The sequence below is a fragment of the Hydrosulfovibrio ferrireducens genome (genome assembly GCF_046883345.1).
Classification (GTDB): domain Bacteria; phylum Desulfobacterota; class Desulfobulbia; order Desulfobulbales; family Desulfurivibrionaceae; genus Thiovibrio; species Thiovibrio ferrireducens.
Genome location: NZ_JALKCW010000013.1, coordinates 1 through 16,163, shown reverse-complemented (window position 1 = coordinate 16,163; position 16,163 = coordinate 1). Strand labels below are relative to the sequence as shown.

Here is a 16,163-nt window from a genome sequence, read left to right as displayed (position 1 = left end):
GCAGTTTTTTTCCGTGTTTTTTCATTTTTTTCTCCTTGGAGTAATTGTTCCCCAACGCTTATCCCATGTGAAACCGGTCGGCTCAGACCGGAGCCAGGTCAAAGGCGGCGGAAAAAAGCTTTTGCGTATAAGGGTGGGCCGGGTTGGCAAAGAGCTGGGCCGCAGGGCCGGACTCGACAATGCGGCCGTTCTGCATCACCGCCACCTCGTCGGCCATGGCCTTGATCACCCGCAGATCGTGGGAGATGAAGAAGTAGGTGATGTTGTGCTTGGCTTGCAGGTTTTTTAACAGCTCGATAATCTGGGCTTGGATGGTCATGTCCAGGGCACTGGTGGGCTCGTCCAGCACCAGGAAGCGGGGCTTGAGCACCACGGCTCTGGCAATGGCGATGCGCTGGCGCTGGCCCCCGGAAAACTCGTGGGGATAGCGCTCGATCATCTCCGGCTCAAGACCGACCTCGATCAGCGCCTCGGCCACCCGTTTCTTGCGCTCCTCCCGGTTGCCCAGGCCATGCACGCTCAAGCCCTCGCCCACGATCTGGCCGACATTGAGCCTCGGGGACAGGGAGGAGAAGGGGTCCTGAAACACCACCTGGAGATCGCGGCGCAGGGGGCGCCACTGACTGTTGGACAGGGTGAGCAGATCGCGGCCTTCGTAGAGCAGGGTTCCCCGGCTGTTGACCAATTTGAGCAGGCACATGCCCAGGGTGCTTTTCCCAGAGCCTGATTCGCCCACCACCCCGAAGGTGGTGCCCTGGTGGATGGTGAGGCTTACCTCGTCCACCGCCTTGATGGTATTCACCGTGCGCCGCAGGAATCCGGCCTTGATCGGGAAATGGCAGGAGAGGTTGGCCGCGGTAAGGAGCGGAGGCGGGCTGTCCTTGGGCGTCGGGGGGTCGTGGGGCACGCTGTTTAAGAGATGGATGGTGTAGGGGTTCTGCGGGTTGCGGAACACCGCGGCGGTGGGGCCGCTTTCCACGATTTTGCCCTGGTGCATGATGTGGACCTGCGCCGCGATCTTTTCCACCATGTTGAGGTCGTGGGTGATGAGCAGCAAGGCCATGCCCAACTCCTGCTGGATCTCCTTGATCAGGGCCAGGATCTGCGCCTGGATGGTGACGTCGAGGGCCGTGGTCGGCTCGTCGGCGATCAACAGATCCGGGCGGCAGGCCAGGGCCATGGCGATTATCACCCGCTGGCGCTGGCCGCCGGAGAGCTGGTGGGGAAAGCTGTTCAGCCGCTGAGCCGCGTCGGGAATCCCGCAACGCTCCAGGAGATTTTCAGCTTTTAGGGCCGCCGCTTTTTTGCCAAGACCCTGATGCAGGATCAGCGGCTCGATGAGCTGGGCGCCGATGGAGTAGACCGGGTTGAGCGAGGTCATGGGCTCCTGGAAGATCATGGCGATGCGGTTGCCGCGGATCTGACGCAAGCGGCTTTCCGGGCAAGTTACCAGATCCTCGTTGTTGAAGAGGATCTGCCCCTCGACCTTGGCTGCGTCTTTTTCCAGCAACCCCAGGATGGAAAGGGCGGTTACCGATTTGCCGGACCCGGATTCGCCCACCAGGGCCGCGGTTTCGCCGGGCGCGATGGCCAAGGAAAGCTTGTCCAGCACCGGGGTAAAGCCGCGGTCCGAGTAGAAACCGGCGGAGAGATTTTTCAGCTCAAGCAGCATGGATCATTCCTGGCATGGTACGCCTTGTAGCTTTTTGTTTTAAGCTCCCCCTCCCTTGACGAGAGGGGGCTGGGGGGTGGGTGAAGGTGCCGACATGGTTACTTCTGCCGACTTCACCCCCACCCTGACCCTCCCCCGTCAAGGGGGAGGGTAATACATCACACCTTCCTCGGATCAAAGGTCTCCCGTAACGCTTCCCCGATAAAGATCAGCAGCACCAGGGTGCCGACCAGCACCCCGAAGGTGGTCAGGGAGAGCCACCACGCCTCGATGTTGTTCTTGCCCTGGGCCAGCAGTTCGCCCAAGCTCGGGGTGGGGGCGGGCACGCCCAAGCCCAGGAAGTCGAGGCTGGTCAGGGCCAGGATCGAGCCGCTCAACCGGAAGGGCAGGAAGGTGATCACCGGGGTCATCCCGTTGGGAAGCAGGTGGCGGAACATGATGGTGATGTTGCCCACGCCCAGCGCCTTGGCCGCCTTGACATAATCGAGGTTGCGGCCCTTGAGGAACTCGGCCCGCACGTAGTCGGCCAGCCCCATCCAGCCGAAGATCGAAAGCAGGATCAAAAGCAGGAGCACGCTGGGCTTGAAGATCGAGGCAAAGATGATAAGCAGGTACAGCTCGGGCATGGCGCTCCAGATCTCGATGAAGCGCTGCATGAACAGATCGGTGCGGCCGCCGAGGTACCCCTGTATTGCCCCGGTGATAATGCCGATGATGGTGCCGATGAAGGTGAGGACAAAGGCGAAGAGCACCGAGAGGCGAAAGCCGTAGAGCAGCCGGGCCAGGACATCGCGGCCCCGGTCGTCGGTGCCCAGATAGTTGGTGCTGTCGGGCGGGGAGGGCACCGGCTGGTTGAGCTGGAGATTGATCGAGGCAAAGCTGTGCGGGTTGGGCGGGAACAGGGCATAATTGGCGCCGCTGGTGAGTCTGTGTTTGACAAAGGGGTCCTGGTAATCGGTCTCGGTTTCAAACTCCCCGCCAAAGGTGGTTTCCGGGTATGCCTTCAGCATGGGAAAATAAAGGTTTCCCTGGTAGGAAACCAGCAGGGGCTTGTCGTTGCTGAGGATCTCCGCGCCTAAAGAGAGGAAAAAGCAGATCGAAAAGAGGATCAGGCTGTAATAGCCCCGCTTGTTGGCCTTGAATCGCCGCCAGCGCCGGGAGGAGAGTTTCTGTGGTTTCTGGTGCATGGGTAAATCGTTCACCGGGACTCCACGCTTTCAAAGCTGATGCGCGGGTCCACCACCACGTAGCTCAGGTCCGAGAGCAAGCGGGAGATTAAGCCGATGATGGTGAAAAAATACAAGGTGCCCAGCACCACCGGGTAATCGCGGTTGAGCATGGATTCGTAGGCCAAAAGCCCCATGCCGTCCAGGGAGAAGATGGTTTCGATGAGCAGGCTGCCGGTGAAAAAGGCGGTGATGAAGGAGCCGGGAAAACCGGTGATGATGGGGATGATGGCGTTGCGGAACACATGGCGGTACAGAACCTGATTTTCGCTCAACCCTTTGGCCCTGGCGGTGAGCACGTACTGTTTGCGGATTTCTTCAAGAAAACTGTTCTTGGTCAAGAGGGTCATGACCGCCAGGCTGCCCACCGTGCTGGAGAGCACGGGCAGGACCATGTGCCAAAGGTAGTCCGCCACCTTGGCCGCCAGCCCCATCTCTGCCCAGTTGTCCGAAACCAGGCCGCGCAGGGGAAAAATGCTGAAAAAACTCCCGCCGCCAAAGAGGACGATGAGGGCGATGGCCAGGACAAAGCCGGGAATGGCATAGCCGATGAGGATCACGGAGGTGGTGACCACGTCGAAGCGGGAGCCTTCCCGCATGGCCTTGGCAATGCCGAGCGGGATGCAGACTCCGTAGACGATGAGAAAGGACCACAAGCCGAGGGACATGGAGACCGGGAGCTTGGAAATGACCAGCGAGGCCACGCTGCTGTGGTGGTAATAGCTGGTGCCGAAATCAAAGACCAGATAGCTCTTCATCATGGTCAGAAAACGTTCCGCCGGCGGCTTGTCAAAGCCGTAAAGCTTGGTGAGCTGCGCCACCCGTTCCTCGTCGAGCCCCTTGTTGCCCTGGTAGAAATCCATGCTGCGGCTGGCCCGCACCTCGCCGCCGGCGCGGTCTTGCCCCTGCAACTGGGCGAGCATCCGCTCCACCGGCCCGCCCGGCACGAACTGGGTGACGGCAAAGGTGACCAGCATGATCCCGAAAAGAGTGGGGATCATGAGCAGGAGACGTCTGAGAATATAGGCGGCCATGTCGGATATCAGGCCGGATTGTTCAACTGGGCAAGGGTTTCATCGATTATCGCAAAGAGTTCCTGCATGCGAAAGGGCTTGGACAGGTAATTATCCATGCCCGCCTTGAGGCACTCGTCCTTATAGCCCGGCATGACATGGGCGGTAACGGCAATGATCGGCACATGCTTGCCAACGGGTTTCTCAAGCTCCCGGATGGCGGCGGTTGCTTCAAATCCGTTCATCCCCGGCATCTGGACATCCATCAGAACAAGGTCTATATGCTCGCTCTGGAAGACGGCAACGGCTTCCTTGCCGTCGGCGGTCACCAGCACATGATGGCCATGCATCTCAAGCATGAGGCGCAGCAGCTTTTGATTTACCGGATTATCTTCGGCGACAAGTATGTTCATCCCCTTTCCTCCGCTGGAGTGTTCGGTTGTTTCGCTGGTGGGTATTTCCGGCTCTTTCTCCGCGGTTGCGGAGGATGCCGCTTCCTTGGCCACCGGCAGGTCGAGATCGACATAAAAGGTGCTCCCCTGGCCGGGTTCGCTTTTCATGCTGATCTCCCCATGCATGAGTTCGATGAGCTGCTGGGAGATGGTGAGGCCGATCCCGAGGCCGCCGGCCTTGCGGGTGGCATAGGGATCGGCCTGCTTGAAGGATTTAAACATGGCTGCTTGCTGTTCTAAGGGAATACCGCAGCCCGTGTCGGCCACCTCGAAGCGGAGATGGATGATGTGCCCGTCGTTGCTGGCCTTGAGGGTAAGAGGGCGAACCCGCAAGGAGATCTCGCCGTGTGCGGTATATTTGATGGCGTTGTCCAGCAGATTTTCCAGCACCTGGAAAATTCGCCCTTCGTCACCGACAACCGTGGTTGGCACCGCTTCCGCTTCTGTGTACAGGAGGGTAAGCCCCTTGGCCCTGGCGGCAGGCTCGTATTTTTTCTTCAGCCGGCCAAGGATGGCGAAGAGGTCAAAGGGGGCAGGCGTAAGGCTTATGGTGCCGCTTTCCAGACGGGAAAAATCGAGAATGCCGTCGATGAGCTGGAGCAGGTTCCGTCCGGCTTCCTTGATGGCTAAGATCTTCTGGGATGATTTTTCGTCCTGCGCGCCCTTGTCCAGCAATTCGGCCATGCCGAGAACGATATTAAGCGGGGTCCGCAGCTCATGGCTGATCTTGGAAAGGAATTCGCTTTTATGCTGGTCCGCGAGTTCTGCCTTCATTCGGGCGGCTGCTTCCGCGGCGAGGAGCTGTTTTTCCCGGGCGACAAAGGCGCCGAGCTGCTCGGCCATGGAGTTGAAGGATTGGGCCAGATCGCCGATTTCGTCCTTGCCCGCGTCAACCCGTTGCGAAAAATCCCCTTGGGCCAGGGCGGTGCTGGCCATGGCGAGTTTTCTGATCGGGGAGGTGAGGGAGCGGGCGAGAAAAAAGGTGATGATGCCTGCCAGGAGCAAGAGACCAAGAAAAAGGCCGATGGAAAAGTTCCGAAACAGTGCGGGCACCGCGTTGTATTGCCGCGAAGGCAGCACCGCCATGGCGAGCCAGGGGGTGCCAGGGATCAGGCTGACGGAAAAATAGCAATCCTCGCCATTGACCGCGGCATGCCGAATTTGCCCATTGGGCTCTGTCTCGGCCTTGGCAAACAGCGCGCCAAGGTTGGGGGTGCCGATAACCACAGGTTGCGAAACGTTTTTTGCCTCGGGGGTGCTCAGGATCGTGCCGTCCTGGGCAACGATCAGACAGTAGCCTTTTTTGCTGGGGATGCAATTGGCGGCCGGGGCGACAAAATTCGCCAGGGGCGCTTGCCCGAAAATCAGGCCGAGGAATTGATCGCCGAAATAGTCTATCCGGGCATAGGCAAACTGCAAGGCGTGGTTTTTTAAAACAGGATCAAGCACCACCTCGCCGAGAATGACCTGGTTCGGGGCGGACAGGGCAGTCCGGAATATCTTCTGACCGGCAAGAGTTTCGAGGTCTTCGCTGGCCTGGCCGTTGACCAGGCGAAATTCCTGGACGCCCTCCTGGTTGACATATGCAAGAACCGGGAACTGTTCCCGGTGTTGGCCCAGATGCTTGGCAAGGAGGAGCTCCTGGAATTTTTGGGCATACAGGGCTACCTCCTTGGATTCGGCGACTTCCTTGAGGATGGCCCGGTGCTGGGCAACCTTGTTTGAAACCCGCATGGCCGTTGCGGAGGAAATAATCCGCAGCGTATCGTTCTGGGATTCGTTGTACTGCCGGACCATGAAAAGATAGCTGGCCAGGGAAATGCAGCCTGAGGCAATGATGATCAGGGCAAATTGGCTGATAAAGATCTTTTTGAATATGGAGGTGCGCATTGGGCGAAGGCTCACTCAACAGGGATGGCGCCGTTTTCCAGCATGAGCTTTTTGGCGGCGGGGGTTGAGAGGAAATTCACAAAATCCTGGGCCAGCGGCGGGAGGGGATCTTTCCATACCACGGTAAAGGGAACAACCAGTTGGTATTTCTTCTGACGGACATTGGCCGCGGTTGGGGCGATATCCTGGACGGACAGCACCTTGAGTCCGGTCCCGGCCACGGCGGGCATGGGCAGGTAGCCGATGGTGTTTGGCGAAGCCGTCAGGATGCGCACGGCCTCCGGGGTAGTATACACCACTGCCCCGGCAGGGGCGGAAATCTCCTTGAATCCCGGGAGGAAATTTTCGAGCACGGTCCGGGAAGAATCGCCGTCCTCCCGGTTCATCACATAAATCTTGCCGCTACCGCCCAGTTCATCCCATTGCCGTATTGTGCCGGAATATATTCCGAGTATCTGCTCTAAAGAAAGGTTCGTCACTTCGGCAACCCCGGAGCTGACCGCGAAAACGATGGGCGCCAGGGCAAAAATGCGGGAGGTGAGGCCTTGGCTGCTTTCTTTTTCCGTTATTGGGCGGGCCACCCGGGCAATTCGGCTTTTTCCGCTCAGAACGGATCTGATGCCGCCGCCGCTGCCGATGCTTTCCGGGATTTCCACCGTGATTCCGGGTCGGTTCCTGGTGTAAAGCTGAGCGAGGTTGCGCAAGAGCACCTCGCTGTCACCGGTGCCGGGGATAACCAGCGCCTTCGGGTTCTCCGCGGTTTTCTGCGCCACGGGCTGCAGGGCCAGGGCAGAAGCAGGAGCAAGGGCCAGAAGGCAGACGAGCGTAAGGAGGATATTTTTTTTCTTCATAGAATAAAAAAACCAAGGCCCTACGGGAAAAGGATACATCAAGAAGTCGTATAATACATTTTACCCCACCGCAGGGTAATACGCTTTGAAAAAAAGCTATCGGGGCTGACGGTTGTCCTGCGTGAGCCACCAGGTCATCAGGGCCTGAAACGGCGAGTAATAGAGGGGCAGGGTGTCCGGCCGGGCGAAGATGGTGCGATAGGCGACCCGGTGCTGGGCCAGATACCAATTGGGCACCACATAATACCCGTACCAGAGAACCCGGTCTAAGGCCTTGCAGGCGGCGAAGAGTTCCTCCTGGGTTTGGGCGTAGATGATCCGGTCCACCAGATAGTCCACCGCCGGTTCCTTGATGCCGATGAGATTCCGGGAGCCTTGCCGCTGGGCCGCGGTCGAATGCCAGTAATTGCGCTGTTCGTTGCCAGGGGATTGGGCCTGGCCGAAAACGGAAACCGTCATGTCAAAATCAAAGGTATCCATGCGGCGGATGTAGAGGGCCGGGTCGATGACCCGGGAATGCGCGCGCACCCCGAGTTTTTTCAGATTGTTGATGTACGGCTCCATCACCCGCTCAAAGCCCGCGCCGACCAGAAGGATTTCAAATTCCAGGGGCTGGCCTTTGCGGTTGACAAGCATGTTATTTTTTACGGTCCAGCCCGCCTCGCGTAAAAGCTTTTTTGCCTGGAGCAGGTTGCTCCGCAGGCTGGCTGGCGGTTTTGTGCTGAAAGGAGCGGGCTGGGTGGTGAACACCTCCTTGGGCAGCGAGGCGCGGAACGGTTCAAGATAGGAAAGCTCAAGGCCCGCGGGCTGTCCTTTGGCGCTCATGGCCGAATTGCTGAAGAAGCTGTCGCAGCGGGTGTATTGGCCGAAAAAGAGGGCCTCGTTGGTCCACTCAAAGTCAAAGGCCAGGGACAGGGCCTTGCGAACCTGGGGATCTTGAAAAACCGGCTTGCGCAGGTTGAAGACAAAAGCCTGCATCCCGGCGTTATTCTTGTGGGGCATGGTTTCCCGCACGAGTTCGCCGCGCTTGAACCTGGGGCCGACCAGATCGCGGGCCCATTGCTTGGCCATGTTGACCGGGAGAAAATCGAATTCCCCGGCCTTGAATGCTTCCACCGCCACGATCTGATCCTTGAAGTACTTGTAGGTGATGGAGTCGAAGTTGAACATCCCCCGCCGCACGTTGAGATCCCTGGCCCAGTACTGCGGATTGCGCACATAGGTGATGGATTTGCCGGGGATGACATGCTTGACCAGATAGGGGCCGGAGCCCACGGGCGGGGTCAGACTTTGGGCGTCAAAGGGATGGGCGGAGTAGAATTTTTTGGAAAAAACCGGGAGCTGGCTGGCGATCATGTGCAGCTCGCGGTTGCGCTGGGCAAAATGAAACCGGACCCGGCGCGGGTCCAAAACCTCGGCCGAGGCGATGTCCTGAAAATAGATCTGGTACGAGGGGCTTGCCGCCGGGCTTTTGAGGGTGTCCAGGGAAAATTTTACATCCTCGGGCGTGATGGGGGTGTTGTCGGAAAAACGGGCCTCTTCATGGATGGTGAAGGTGACGGACAATTTGTCTTCGGCCAGAGCGATATCCTTGGCGATCAGGCCATAGGAGGCAAAGGGCTCATCCAGGCTCGGCACGGCAAGGGGCTCAAAAACCAGCTCATCAAGCCCTGCGGGAGGCGTGCCCTTAAGGGTGTAAGGGTTGAGCTTGTCGTAGCCGCCGATATCATGCAGAACCAACTGGCCTCCTTTTTGCGCTGTGTCGGAAGCGTAGTCGAACTTGCGGAAACCGGGAGGGTATTTCACCTTGCCGTCGATGCTGATTCCCTGGGCGCCCAGGGCGGCAGCGGGCAGGGCAAGGATAAGGGCCAACAGGACGGAGAAAAGACTTTTCATTGGGAAAGGATGCTCAAGGGTTTATTGGAATCGCCACGATTTCAGGTTGTTTCGAAAATATTCTCCCCTTTGTTAAAGGGGGAGATGAAGAATGTGCCCGATTGGGCCGGCTCCCGGTTGTGCCGATGCCGTTTTTGCGTGATTACTCATGGTTTGCCTGGATGCACAAAACACCGACCATGACATTGGCAAGCATGTTGGCAAGGATGGCGAGCACATTCATGTCGTGGGTGGTGAAATCGTCATCGTTTTTGTTCAGCGCCTCCACGGCGCCGATGCACTCGCCATTCACATGCAGGGGCACGGCGAGGATGGAGCGGGTGACAAAGCCGATATTTTTGTCCATGCCATCGTCGAATCGGGCGTCAACATTGACATTGCTCACCCGCGCCGGTTGGCCGTTGCGGTAAACCCAGCCGGAAAGCCCCTTGTCCATGGCAATCCCCTTGCCGTAGACCGCGTTTTTCTTGGGGCCGGTGGGCAGGGCGACCAGCATCTCCTTTTCGTCAAGATCCGCGATGAGGATCGAGCTGGCTTCGCACCCAAGGATTTCGTTGGCCATCTCCAGAACCACCCCCAAAATCCAGGGGCCTTTGCAGATATTCTGCAAAAGGATGGCGGCCTGGAGCAGGAAGTGCAACTCCCGGGGAGAAAGCGACTCATACAGGGAATCGGGCAGCATCTGGGCCAGCAACCCTTTGGCCAGGGATTTCGGCTCCACCGCCTGCATCTCCATGAGGATGTCGCCAAGACAGCGCCCTTCCTGGGAGCGGGCCGTAAACCAGGGAAGCAGGTGCTCACGGATCAGAGCGTTGAAACTTTGGGTGGAACCGGATTTTTTCCCGGCCAGACTCTTTTGCCGGGCCAGGGCGTCGGCAATCTGTTTGTTGGAAGCCAGCCCGAGGTCGGTGAGGATGTCGCCGATGCGGCGCCATTGGGAGCGGTCATCCATGAGGTGATCGGAGAGATTGGCGGTGATGTTTTCCTGGTACGGATTTCTGCCGTCGCCGAAAAAATTGGTCAGATAACGGTCCATGCGGCCGAGCTTGGTCAGGGTGGGGAGGACAAACTTCTCGTAAAAATCAATGGTGCCGTCCTTGATCTCTTGGACGGTTTTATACACCTTGGTCCCCTTTTTGGCTAGGGTCTTATGGTTTTCAAACTCATAGACCTCCTTGAACTCGGCAAAGAGATCGTCGATGCGCCGGACATAATCGATATCCGCCATCTGGGCGATCAGATCGGCGGTGGCAACCATCTGCGCCATGATTTTCAGGCGCGGCTCGGTAAACAGGGGGGCGAGATCCGGCAAGCTGGCGTAATCGGTGATGGAGATTATCCGGACAACCGCCTCCACCTCTTCTTGAGGCCACTGGTTTTGCCCCAGGTATTCCCGGGCAATCTCCATGCTCCGCTGGACATGCACCAGGGTGAATTTGCCGCCTGCTCCGGCCTGGTCGCCCTTGTCCTTGATATAGCCGGCGTCATGGAAAAGGGCGGCGGCCATGCCAAGCTGAAAGTCCTTGTGTCCCAAGGGGTGCGCCGGCTCCGCCTTGTTCCAGCCGGAGAGCATGCGGGCCGCGGCAAGGCAGACATCAAGGGCGTGGTTGAAGTTGTGGTAGGTGACAGCGCAGGCTTCGTGGCTTGGCCAGTTTCCGGCGTAAAGAGCGGCGACATCATCGAACAGCCCACCAAGCCGGGGGGGGATTTCTCCATATTCATCCCTGGCGATTGTCAGGATGAGTTCGACGGTTTGCAGATTTTCAACCTGGGCGGCAGACCGTTGCCGGGCAGGGGTATGGGAGGTCTTTCGTGCCATGTGCATGCTGTAATCCTGAGAGAAATTTCCCGCGCCCAGAGAGGGAGGACCCGGCGGCAAAACATCCGGGTTCCTAGCATGATATACAGCCGTTCAACTCCGGTCAAACCTTAAGTATGAAAAAAAGTGTTTCCGTTTGGGAAACCGGGTATTGCCGGTATTTTTTTAGGCCAGCCCCTGTCATTTATCATGGCTAACGGCTATTGGTTTGTGGTAAAAAACTTATTTACCGTGGGCATGACCCCCACCCAAAAAATCTCAGACAATCCCCCCGCACGGAGGCTTATGACCAATGGGTAAAACCATAGCTGAAAAGATTTTCGCCGCGCATCTGCGCGACACCCCCACCCCGGAAAACGTCATCTTGGATATCGACGTGGTCATGTGCCACGAGATCACTACGCCCATCGCCATTACCGACCTCGAAGCCCGCGGCATGGACCGGGTTTTCGACACCACCAAGATCAAGGCGGTCATCGACCATGTCACCCCGGCCAAGGATTCCAAGACCGCCATGCAGGGCAAGATCATCCGCGATTGGGCCAGGCGCCATAAAATTCAGGACTTCTTCGATATCGGGGCCAACGGGGTCTGCCACGCGCTCTTCCCGGAAAAAGGCTTTGTCCGCCCCGGCTACACGGTGATCATGGGTGATTCGCATACCTGCACACACGGGGCCTTCGGCGCCTTTGCCGCGGGCGTGGGCACCACCGACCTGGAAGTTGGTATCCTCAAAGGGGTTTGCTCCTTCCGCACCCCGGAAACCATGAAAATCACCATCACCGGCGCCTTGCAGGACGGCGTCTCGGCCAAGGACGTGATCCTCTTTATCATCAAGAAGCTGACCGTGAACGGGGCCACCGACAAGATCATGGAATTCAGCGGGCCGGTGGTTGAGGCAATGAGCATGGAAGCGCGGATGACCCTGTGCAACATGGCCATCGAGGCCGGGGGAACCTGCGGCATCTGCCTGCCCGACCGGGTGACCGCCAAATACCTCTGGCCCTTTATCAAGGATCAGTACGAGTCCATTGATCTGGCGGTGGAGGATTTTGCCCAGTGGCATTCCGACCCCGACGCGACCTATGTTCAGGAAATGACCCTGGACGTCTCCACGCTGGTGCCCCAAGTGACCTTCGGCTACAAGCCCGACGAGGTGAAAGACGTCACCGAGATGGAGGGCACCCCGGTGGACCAAGTGTACATCGGCTCCTGCACCAATGGTCGCATCGAGGATCTCCGTTCCGCGGCCCGGATACTGAAAGGGAAGAAAATCGCCGCCACTGTGCGCGGCATCCTTTCCCCGGCCACGCCCAAGGTATATGCCCAGGCTCTGGAAGAGGGGCTCATCGCCATCTTCATGGAAGCGGGTTTCTGCGTGACCAACCCCACCTGCGGCGCCTGCCTGGGCATGAGCAACGGGGTTCTTGCCGATGGCGAGATCTGCGCCTCCACCACCAACCGGAACTTCAACGGCCGCATGGGCAAGGGCGGCATCGTCCACCTGATGAGTCCGCTCACCGCCGCGGCCACTGCGGTGCAGGGCCATATCACCGACCCGCGGAAACTTTTATAGAAACAACCGGGTTCCAACGACCCAACGACATTGGAGTAAACGATAATGAAAGAGTTTGGCGGCAAAGCGCTGTTTCTTGACAGAAACGATATCAATACCGACGAGATCATCCCGGCCAAGTACCTGACCGAAAACACCAAGCTGGCCCTGCAGCCCTATATCCTGGAAGACCTTAAGCTCGGGGGCTTTAATCCGCGCAAGGACATCGAGGGCAAGGGGGTTATCGTCACCCGGGCCAATTTCGGCTGCGGCTCCTCCCGCGAGCATGCGGTCTGGGTCTTTGAGGTCAACGACATCAACGTGGTCATCGCCGAGAGCTTTGCCCGTATCTTCCGGCAAAACATGTACAACTGCGGCATGTTGGCCATCGAGCTGCCGAAAAAGGATATCGAGACCATTTTCAGCCTTGGGGATGCAGTGACGATCAGTGTGGATCTGGCCGGTTGCACGATTACGGCTCAGGGCGACAAGAAGGTGGCTATCCCGTTCAAGCTCAACGAATTTGACAAAAAACTCGTGGAAGCGGGCGGTTGGCTCGCCTATGCTGACAAGAATTATTAGGTTGTGACGGGGAGGATTGTCCCCCAAATGCCGGTATGGGGCTGTGGCCCTGTGCCGGTTTTTTTTATTGTCCTCTTTTTCTTCTTTTGCGTGCCCAAAAGAAGAAACAAGAAAAAGGCACCCCAGCCAATCCTGGCCCTACGGGCTTCCCTTACTTCTCGCCGGGGGCGGGACGCGGAAAAACTCGGGCTTCGCCCTCAAACAGTTCCCGCGTCTTTTTCCGCCCCCGTCTGCGAGGCGCGGCAGGACAAATGGGGGGAGAGGAAAAATCCCATCGGTACGCAGCCGAGCACCGGAAAAGCTGCCGAAAAGGGAGGTTGCACTGTTTGAGCGCAGCGAGTTTGCAACATCCCGGCAGTTTTGAGGAGTACCCCATGCGGGGCATAAACTCCGGGTATCCCGCCTTCGGCGGGACAAGTGCCCTGGGGGCCTTTTCTTTGGTTCGTTTCTTTGGGCAAGCAAAGAAATGAACATATTATGCGGAGCCGTTGATGAGCAAATCCGTGGAACTCACGGTTGACAAGATAATCAAAGGTGGCCTTGGCCTGGGGCGTCTGCCCGATGGCCAAGTGGTCATGGTCCCCCGCGTGCTGCCTGGAGAGCGGGTGCGGGTGCAACTACGCCGTAGCCACAAGCAGTATCAGGAAGCAGACCTCTTGGAACTGCTTACCCCCTCGGCACAGCGAATACCCCCGATCTGCCCGGTGTACGACACCTGCGGCGGCTGCGATTTTCAGCACGCCACCTACGAGGAACAGCTTCGGTTGAAAAACGGTATCCTGGGGGAAACGCTCTGCCGGGCAGGGCTGTGCCGGGAGGAGGAGCTTCCCGATCTTCTGGGCGCCCCCCTGGCCTCGCCTCAAATCTTCGGCTATCGGCAGCGGATCAGGTTGCAGGTGGCGCAAGGGATGATGGGATATTTCAGCCGCCAGAGCCACAAACTTATCCCTGTTTCCCGCTGCCCCCTGGCCGGAGAGGGGATCAACTCGGTGCTTGCCGCACTTTCCGCCTCCAGGCCGTTCCAAGCCCTCCTGTCCATGGCCTCGGCCATGGAGCTGCTCGAAAACCCAGGTCACAACTCGGTTATCCTGCTCATCCACTACACCAGAAAAACCAGGCCTGGAGATCACCAGGCAGCACGGCTTCTCTGTCAGGCCTTGCCCTTGCTTGAGGCGGTGATCTTCAACGTGGAAGGCCAGGCCAAGGGGCCGTGTTTCAGCGATGCGGGCGAGATTCCTTTAAGCGGACTCCGGGTGGAATTTTCCCTGCCTGAAGGACTGTGCGGTCAGCCACTCACCCTTGCCTTGGAATCGGGGGGGTTCTGCCAGGTGAATCTCGGCCAGAACGAGAACTGCATCCGGCTGCTCCTGGAATGGACCCGGGAAATGGAGCCCACCAAGGCGCTGGATCTCTTCTGCGGCATGGGCAACTTCTCCCTTCCCTTGGCCATGCTGGGTTGGCAGGTAACCGGCATGGACATGCAACGCTCCACCATCCGCAGCGCTGTGCGCAATGCCGAGGCAGCCGGGCTTGCCGACCGCTGCCAATTCAGCCAGGAAAGCGCCACCAAGGCAGCCAGACGTCTGCTCGCCGAAAAGGCCACCTTTGACTGCCTCCTCCTCGATCCGCCCCGATCCGGCTGCGCCGAACTCATCCCCTTGCTGCCCGGCCTTGCAGCCCGGCGGATCATCTACATCTCCTGCGACCCCGCCACCCTGGCCCGCGATCTGGCCGGACTTATCCAGGCCAGCTACCGGCTGGCCGAAGTCCGCTTGGTGGATATGTTCCCGCAGACCGGCCATCAGGAGACTATGGTGCGGATGGAGCGGGAGTAGGGGAGGGTGTTTTTTCTTTTTGACTTCCTCTGTCCTATCACATAGGATCGCCATATGTGGCAATCAACCAGAAATGAGAAGGCGCCCAAAATGGTCCGTGAGTTTAATGTCGTTATAGAAAAAGATGTCGGTTGATATTTTAATGAAAAGAATACGAGAGGCTATAGAAGTTTACTTGAAAAGAGTAGGTCGGGTAGAGGAACGAAACCCGACGTTTCCACGGCAACCGCATTTGCACCTCGCCTGAAACTTGTCGGATTTCGCTTCGCTCTATCCGACCTACGAATTGGTGGACATATTCCCGCAAACCGCGCATTAGGAGAATATGGTGCGGATGGCGCGGGAATAGGGGGTATCAACAATGTGGTACCGATTTGAGCCGCCAGAAAATGATTAAAGAGGGTAATTATTTCTTCTCAAGAAAGAAACAATTTGTTAAAATTTCTCGAATTTACCTAGCATTAACTGCTTGATATTGAAGAAACTTTCCACCTTATCCAACAACAGAAAGGAATTTTATGAAGCATTCAATTATCTTCGTCATAATTGCCTTTGCCTTAACCGGCTGTGGCGCCACAAGCAATTATCTTGCTCAGAAAACAAAGACGGTGGAATACTACCGAATTTTTGACATCAAGACTTCTGCATCCCGACAAGTAGTCAGTAAAGCGGCCAGTGATGGCATCGGACGTAACGCTGGCAATGCACAGGAGGCAACCCCAATTCCAGCTTCCGGGGAAATTCCAGAAAAACCCAGTAGATTTAAGCTTGTAAATCCTCTTGAAGGATCAAAGCTTGCGTTATTGGCGGGTGGTGGGGGAGGAAGCCTCGGGTTTCGCATGGCAACATGCGAGGGAGCCAGTTGGACGGCCCAGGCCCAGCGAAACGTTGCTGGAAGCAATAGCCTGAATTTGACGGCCTGTCTTTTTCAATATAAAGAGGGCTACCACCTTGATCTTTACGCCGTATTCACCAAGCAGGAAGGTGGCCTAAACCAAATCAGCCGCGATATGGCATTCGCAATAGTCGGAACCCCAGAGGAGTGGACCGAAAAAACCTTCCTTGATATTGTTCGTTCTATTCATGCAAAGACTGGCGCTGAAGTTACTCTAGTCGAAGCTCAACCAGAAATTGCTGGAACGCCTTGGCTAGATAGCATAGATTCTCCATGAAAATAATTATCAATATTTGGGACAGACGTGGAAATATCCTCGTCTGTCCCCTCTTTTTAGGGGTGTGTAAAGAATTTTGTGTAAATGGTTTTTGTGATCAAAATTCCGGCAGCCTGTCTTCAAACATGATGCTGAACTGATTCAGCGCCGATTTCCAGTTTTTAATCGGCATCGTCCAGCGTTTCGAAATATTCGTCAGC

The 16,163-nt window shown here is 57.4% G+C and carries 11 protein-coding genes; 4 read left to right on the top strand and 7 right to left on the bottom strand.

Annotated features, from left to right (window positions below; translation table 11 throughout):
* Window positions 1-82: 82 nt before the first annotated feature.
* The 7 genes from MWR57_RS05875 to MWR57_RS05845 form a co-directional block, all read right to left on the bottom strand.
* Window positions 83-1,672 (bottom strand): ABC transporter ATP-binding protein, encoded by a 1,590-nt coding sequence (locus MWR57_RS05875; RefSeq protein ID WP_423123867.1) that lies wholly within the window; start codon window positions 1,670-1,672, stop codon window positions 83-85.
* 158 nt (window positions 1,673-1,830) lie between these two features.
* On the bottom strand, window positions 1,831-2,859 hold the full coding sequence (locus MWR57_RS05870) for an ABC transporter permease (RefSeq protein ID WP_423123866.1): 1,029 nt from the start codon (window positions 2,857-2,859) through the stop codon (window positions 1,831-1,833).
* An 11-nt stretch (window positions 2,860-2,870) separates the two neighbouring features.
* Window positions 2,871-3,932, bottom strand: coding sequence for a microcin C ABC transporter permease YejB (locus tag MWR57_RS05865; RefSeq protein WP_423123865.1), 1,062 nt, complete (start codon window positions 3,930-3,932; stop codon window positions 2,871-2,873).
* Window positions 3,933-3,940: 8 nt separating this feature from the next.
* The gene (locus tag MWR57_RS05860; RefSeq protein ID WP_423123864.1) at window positions 3,941-6,253 is read right to left on the bottom strand and encodes a response regulator; all 2,313 of its coding nucleotides are present in this window, start codon (window positions 6,251-6,253) and stop codon (window positions 3,941-3,943) included.
* An 11-nt stretch (window positions 6,254-6,264) separates the two neighbouring features.
* Complete coding sequence (locus tag MWR57_RS05855) at window positions 6,265-7,104, bottom strand: PstS family phosphate ABC transporter substrate-binding protein (protein WP_423123863.1); 840 nt, start codon at window positions 7,102-7,104, stop codon at window positions 6,265-6,267.
* A 96-nt stretch (window positions 7,105-7,200) separates the two neighbouring features.
* Window positions 7,201-9,000, bottom strand: a complete 1,800-nt coding sequence (locus MWR57_RS05850; protein ID WP_423123862.1) for an extracellular solute-binding protein — start codon at window positions 8,998-9,000, stop codon at window positions 7,201-7,203.
* A 142-nt stretch (window positions 9,001-9,142) separates the two neighbouring features.
* On the bottom strand, window positions 9,143-10,825 hold the full coding sequence (locus MWR57_RS05845; protein WP_423123861.1) for a GAF domain-containing protein: 1,683 nt from the start codon (window positions 10,823-10,825) through the stop codon (window positions 9,143-9,145).
* 286 nt (window positions 10,826-11,111) lie between these two features.
* On the opposite strand from MWR57_RS05845, the gene MWR57_RS05840 reads away from it, so the two are divergent.
* The 4 genes from MWR57_RS05840 (at window position 11,112) to MWR57_RS05825 (ending at window position 15,963) form a co-directional block, all read left to right on the top strand.
* Complete coding sequence (locus tag MWR57_RS05840) at window positions 11,112-12,395, top strand: 3-isopropylmalate dehydratase large subunit (RefSeq protein ID WP_423123860.1); 1,284 nt, start codon at window positions 11,112-11,114, stop codon at window positions 12,393-12,395.
* Between the two features lie 45 nt (window positions 12,396-12,440).
* A complete protein-coding gene (locus MWR57_RS05835) occupies window positions 12,441-12,956 on the top strand; it encodes a 3-isopropylmalate dehydratase small subunit (protein WP_423123859.1) in 516 nt (171 codons plus the stop codon).
* Window positions 12,957-13,447: 491 nt separating this feature from the next.
* Window positions 13,448-14,791, top strand: a complete 1,344-nt coding sequence (gene rlmD, locus MWR57_RS05830; RefSeq protein WP_423123858.1) for a 23S rRNA (uracil(1939)-C(5))-methyltransferase RlmD — start codon at window positions 13,448-13,450, stop codon at window positions 14,789-14,791.
* A 518-nt stretch (window positions 14,792-15,309) separates the two neighbouring features.
* Window positions 15,310-15,963, top strand: a complete 654-nt coding sequence (locus MWR57_RS05825) for a hypothetical protein (protein WP_423123857.1) — start codon at window positions 15,310-15,312, stop codon at window positions 15,961-15,963.
* Window positions 15,964-16,163: the final 200 nt, after the last annotated feature.